This window comes from Synechococcus sp., assembly GCF_982614295.1.
This window is the reverse complement of sequence record NZ_CEXBMR010000025.1, coordinates 18,917-24,444: the sequence shown is the minus strand read 5'-3', so window position 1 is coordinate 24,444 and position 5,528 is coordinate 18,917. Positions and strand designations below refer to the sequence as shown.

The window sequence follows — 5,528 nt, the reverse complement described above, 5'->3', positions numbered from 1 at the left end:
GCAAAGAACTACTTCCGGAGTAATGATAATTCAGATGGCATCATCCTTGATTTTTCAGCACTGAAAATAGAAGAGAAGATTACTGCTGATATTGTTATCGGTCGAGACGCTTCTTACAAACCTACTGTTGGTTTCTACCATGTTAAAGATGATCTTGGGACCATCACAATTGATGGCATCGATTACACACCAAGCCATAGTGACTATGCAAGCTTGGCTATAAGTAGCAGCAATCTGTTTGATGAGCTCACTGGCCTGAATGCAAATTTAGGCTTCGCCGAGTACCGGCAAGCGATTGAGTTTGATCGCACTGGAAAGCTGGCTCCATTTGCATTAGTCAACGATAATATATTTTTCAGCTTTGCAGACGCTAATATTGACAATATCAATCACTTTTATATACACGGTGCTAACATTATTGGCCTTGAAGATATGCTTTATGGCGGCGATACAGACTTCGACGACACACTTTTAGGATTCAAGTTTGAATCACGAGTAATTCCATCTGTTTAGTCCCGCCCCATGGTTCCTTCGGCCGGCTTCATCGGTCCAAACGCCCACTAAACAAAGCCAGCGATATTGGGAGAGGATTTATCAATAGGGAAAAGTTCTCCGCTGTGGCGGCGAATTCAAGCAACCCAGCTTCAAGGGGGATTTCCGTTTCTAACCCCCTCATTCTTGTCAGCGATTTGTCAACTGCCGCTTATATGGGTGTGTAGGGCAACCTTGAGATCCCTTGCGGTAACTACTTTAAAGGGCCCTTCCAGGCCCAATGAGTTATTTGGTTGATAAGGCTAACTTCACCCCATCTCCCCTAAGGGTCAGGCGGCCACGGGGGCGGCTTGACGGGAGAAACGAACGATGTTGTTCGCTGTTACGGTTTTGCTCTCACCGAGCAGGCTTCAGTCATCCGCCTGATGCCCCGTCGAGACCATTGCAGCCCCTTGAAGCAAAGGGGAATGGAGCTGAGCGGAATCGAACCGCTGTCCGAAGCACTGGTGTGGATCACCTAGTTCGATCGAAATCGAACCTCATCATTGTGGCAGGAGTTGGGCTCAGTGGTTATGTCTGCACCTAATGCACCCAACTACAGCGTTGTGGCGGTAGTTGCCCCCGGCCTTGAAGCGCCAGCGGCTGAAGAGCTGAGCAGGCTCGGTTGCACAGCCGTTAGGCCTTTGCGGCGTGCGGTGCAATTTCAAACAGATCAACTTGGTTTCTATCGCTTGCATCTGCAAGCCCGCTTACCTTTTCGCTTTTTACGCCACCTTGGCAGTTTTCCCTGCAGCAGCCGCGAGCAGCTATATCAGGGGGTGCAGGCAGTAGCTGATTGGCAGCAGTGGTTGCCCCCCACTACAACTTTTCGAGTGGAAACAAGCGGTAGTGCGCCGGGCCTAACCCATAGCCATTACTGCGCCTTGGAAGTGAAAAATGCCTTGGTGGATTGGCAGCGTGAGCGCTGGGGCGAACGTTCCAGCATCGAACTAGAAAACCCAAACCTTGTTTTACATCTACACCTTGGTGCCACAGAAGCCAGCCTCTATTTAGATGGCAGTGGCGAAAGTTTGCATCGCCGCGGTTATCGGCCCGCCATGGGATTAGCTCCTTTAAAAGAAAATCTGGCGGCTGGTTTGATTGCTCTCACCGGCTGGGATGGTTCGCTGCCCCTAGTGGATCCCCTTTGCGGTTCGGGAACCCTGTTGATTGAGGCGGCTGCCATGGCCCTCGCTCGCTCGCCAGGGGTGGGGCAAGGGCGCTTTTTTGCTTTGCAGCGCTGGCCTGATTTTGATCCAGGGCTATGGAGCGCTGAGCTGGAGGCAGCCACTGGTTTGGCCCGCGATGGGCTCAGTGATGGTCGCCCGCTTGCCCCCATCTATGGCATTGAGCGTGATCATGAGGTGTTCGAGCAAGCTTGCACTAATGCAGCAGCTGCAGGAGTGGCGCCGTGGCTGCAATTACAACAAGGGGATTTTCGCGACTTTCAACCCCCCAATCAGCCTGGCGTTTTGGTGTGCAATCCCCCCTATGGCGTGCGTTTAGGAAAGGATGAAAATCTGGAACAACTATTTTTTGATCTGGGCCAAATGTTGAAGCAGCGTTGCAGTGGCTGGCAGCTGTGGTTGTTAAGTGGAAATCCAGCCAGCACGGCGCCAATGCGCTTAAAAGCCAGCCGCCGCATACCTATTAGTAATGGCGGTATCGATTGCCGCTGGTTGCACTACGAAATCCGCTAACGCCCCAAAAGGGTGCGGGTGGTGCGGGTTATGCCAGCAGTGGTTTGGGGCAGATAGGGCCCCTTCAGTAGTTGTCCGCCAATGCGCAGAAGCAAGCCAGCCAGCAGCAGATCAGCTGCCCCAATGATTAAAAAGGCGGCTAACCAGGAAAGTTTCCAGCTCTGCACAAGCCATAAAGCCAGAGCGCCATGGCCCACCAAAAGTGCACCGCTCAGCAGCACTAAAGCCGTAGTAATAACGAGCCCTCCCACGATCAGGCGGCGTTTTTCGCGATCTGCCTCCTGCAGGGCAATACGCACATGTAGATCAAAAACCGATGTAACTAAAGAAGCAAATTTTGAGCTGGTGCTGCGGGGGGTGGAACTGGCCATACCCCTAGCGCCTGCGGCTGCTTAAAAGCAGGCCGGCAAGAAGACCAACACCTGCCGCAATGCCAAGGGCTAATAAAGGCCTTTCCCGCACAGGTTGTTCAAGCTTTGGCCGCAAGTTGGCATTTAGATCATCCAGCAGCTGCTCCAACTGTTCTTCCAGTGGTTGCAAACTGTCGCCAATACGACGTCCCTGCTCCCCTGCCACCTCCATAAATTCCAAAAGTTGTGCCTGGATAACGCTGGCGGTGCGTCCGGTTTGGTCTGAAATCAGCAACACCACCTCATCAAAACTGCCACGAGTGTTAGCAAGGGTGTCGTGGGTGAGCTGCGGCCATTGTTTTTGAATCGCTGGTAGCAATTCAGCAAACCGTTCCCGAAAAAGTTCTCCCACTTGGCCTACAGCAGTTACTGGGTTGGAACTGTCCATATCAATTCGCAATTGTTAAAAGCAACCTATCTGGCTTGGCGCCACTTGGCAGCATTGGCTGGTTCCCCTTGTGCAGTTGAAGAGATTTGCTAGCGTAAATCTAATTCTGTTTCGGGGCAAAGCCGCCGCTGTCCTGTTGGTATATATCAATCAGGTAAGCCTCACTCATTTTAAATCTTTTGGCGGTTCGGTAACCATTCCGCTTGATACCGGTTTCACTGTTGTAACAGGGCCGAATGGATCGGGAAAGAGCAATATTTTAGATGGAATTCTTTTTTGTCTTGGCCTAGCAAATAGCCGTGGTATGCGGGCAGAACGGCTGCCGGATTTGATAAACAACGGCGTAATACGTGAAGGCAAAGCGGCAGAAGCGTCTGTTTCTGTGCGCTTTGATCTACAGGATTGGCAGCCGGATGAAGCGGAAGCAGGCCTTGAGCCCCCTAGTGAGGGCCCTTGGATTAAGCCAGGCCAAAAGGAATGGAGTGTTACTCGTCGCTTGCGGGTGGCAGCCGGCGGTACATACAGCAGTAGTTACAGCGCCGATGGTGTGAGTTGCAACCTGCAGCAACTGCAAACCCAGCTGCGGCGTTTACGGGTGGATCCCGATGGCAGCAACGTAGTGATGCAGGGGGATGTAACCCGAATTGTGTCGATGGGTGCAAAAGATCGCCGCGGCATAATCGACGAACTGGCAGGTGTTGCCCTCTTTGATAGCCGCATCGATCAGGCCCGCGGCAAGCTTGAAGAGGTGCAGGAGCGGGAAGAGCGTTGCCGCATTGTTGAAGGTGAACTTCAAGCCTCCCGCAACCGCCTTGAGCGGGATTGCCAAAGGGCCCGTTTATACCAAGAACTGCGCCTTAAGTTGCAACTTGGCAGGCAGCAAGAACAGGTGCTGCAGGTGGAGCATTCCCGCCTTCAATTGCAGAAGCTCGAGCAGCAACATTGCCAAATACAACAATCTGAGATTCAAGAGCGGGATGCAATTCAGGCGGGAGAAATAGAAATTGCAGCTGCGGCAACAGGCCTCGAAAAATTGCAACTGGAGGTGAAATCCCTCGGCGAAGATCAACTATTGGCGGTGCAAGGCCAACTAGCTGAATTAGATGCCGCTGGCAGGGAAAGGCAACGGCGTGTTGAGAGGCATCAACAGGAATCCAGCCAGATTCAGCAGCAACGCCATCAATTGCTGCAAGAGCGTGGGGGATTGCTGGATCAAAAGCGCCAGCTGGAAGCTGCTGATCAAGGCCAAGAACGCCTGCAAGCTCAGGCCGATTGTCTTAATGCTGAGGCGGCGGTAGAACTTTCCCGGCGCCGTTTGGGGGAGGTGGCGGGTAGATCCGGCAGTTGGCTAGAGGAGCAGCAGCAGCTCAGCCGCCGCCGCCAAGAGCTGCTGGCTGAGTTAACCCCGCTGCAATCTGAGCAGTTGCAGCTGGACGAACGTTGCCGCCAAGATCGAGAAAGATTGCTTGAACAAGAGCAGCAACTCGGGCAGGAACGCCAAGGTAGTGATGTTGCAAAACAACAACTTGAGTTGCTGCAACAACAACTTGAGCAGCTTTTGCAAGAAGCACACAAACAACGCAACAGCACCCAAAGCCTCGCTGAAGCCCTTTCCCTGCAGCAACGCACCCGCCAGCGATTGGAACAGGAACAACAGCAACTTGAGCGGGAGATCGCTCGCCAAGACAGTCGCCGCGAAACCCTGCAAGAAAGCCGCGGCACCGGCGCCCTACGGGTGCTATTGGAAGCTGGTCTGGAGGGCATCCACGGTTCTGTCGCTCAGCTGGGTGAGGTGGAAGAGCAATTTCGCCTCGCCCTTGAGGTGGCCGCGGGTGGCCGCCTGAGCCAGGTTGTCGTATCAGACGATCGCATCGCTGCCCGGGCAATTGAACTGCTCAAACAAAAACGAGCCGGCAGGCTTACGTTTCTACCTTTAAACAAAATTCGTAGTAATTCCAATTCGAGTTTTAGTTCCAGTGCCCTTGAGAGGGGAAACCCGATCGCTACAAGTGCGGGTTGCGTTGGCAGAGCCCTCGAGTTGCTGCGTTTTGAACCTGTTTACAGCGAGGTGTTTCGCTACGTATTTGGTGAAACGCTTGTTTACAAAGACCTGGAATCAGCCCGCCGCGAGTTAGGCCGCAGCCGCATCGTTACGCTCGAAGGTGAACTGCTTGAACGCAGTGGTGCAATCACCGGCGGCAGCCAGCAGCAGCGCAGTGGCGGCCTCAGTTTTGGACGTGCAAGTGAAGGGGATGAAGCGGAACCATTGCGCCGCCGTTTGCTTGAGCTTGGCGAAACCCTGTTGGCATCAAGGCGGAAGGAGCAGGAGTTAACGGCAAACCTTGAATTGCTGCATACCTCCCTCGCTAATCAACGCTCCCAACAGGCGGCCTTGGAGGCGGAATTGGCGGCAGCGAAAAGATCCCATGGTCCCCAATTGAGCCGCGAAAATCAGCTGCAACAACGCCTATTGCAATTGCGCTCCGCAATTAATAAAGA

General features: G+C 53.3%; 5 protein-coding genes. 3 read left to right on the top strand and 2 right to left on the bottom strand.

What is annotated here, in order from left to right; all coding sequences use genetic code 11:
* Positions 1-513, top strand: a 513-nt coding sequence (locus AC2JC8_RS05825; RefSeq protein ID WP_484594343.1) for a DUF4114 domain-containing protein, incomplete at its 5' end; no start/stop codon positions are given.
* Between the two features lie 551 nt (positions 514-1,064).
* Positions 1,065-2,231, top strand: a complete 1,167-nt coding sequence (locus AC2JC8_RS05820; protein ID WP_484594342.1) for a THUMP domain-containing class I SAM-dependent RNA methyltransferase — start codon at positions 1,065-1,067, stop codon at positions 2,229-2,231.
* On the opposite strand, the gene AC2JC8_RS05815 is transcribed toward AC2JC8_RS05820, so the two are convergent.
* Together AC2JC8_RS05815 and AC2JC8_RS05810 are read right to left on the bottom strand one after the other, a co-directional pair.
* Positions 2,228-2,602, bottom strand: coding sequence for a phage holin family protein (locus AC2JC8_RS05815; RefSeq protein WP_295460195.1), 375 nt, complete (start codon positions 2,600-2,602; stop codon positions 2,228-2,230). The genes AC2JC8_RS05820 and AC2JC8_RS05815 overlap by 4 nt on opposite strands.
* 4 nt (positions 2,603-2,606) lie before the next feature.
* Positions 2,607-3,029 carry a glycine zipper domain-containing protein gene (locus AC2JC8_RS05810; protein ID WP_255132375.1) on the bottom strand — a complete coding sequence of 141 codons (423 nt, stop codon included), beginning with the start codon at positions 3,027-3,029 and terminating at the stop codon, positions 2,607-2,609.
* 136 nt (positions 3,030-3,165) lie between these two features.
* Between AC2JC8_RS05810 and AC2JC8_RS05805 the strand changes: the two genes are divergently transcribed.
* Positions 3,166-5,528: AAA family ATPase (locus tag AC2JC8_RS05805; RefSeq protein ID WP_484594344.1), on the top strand; the 2,363-nt coding region annotated here is incomplete at its 3' end.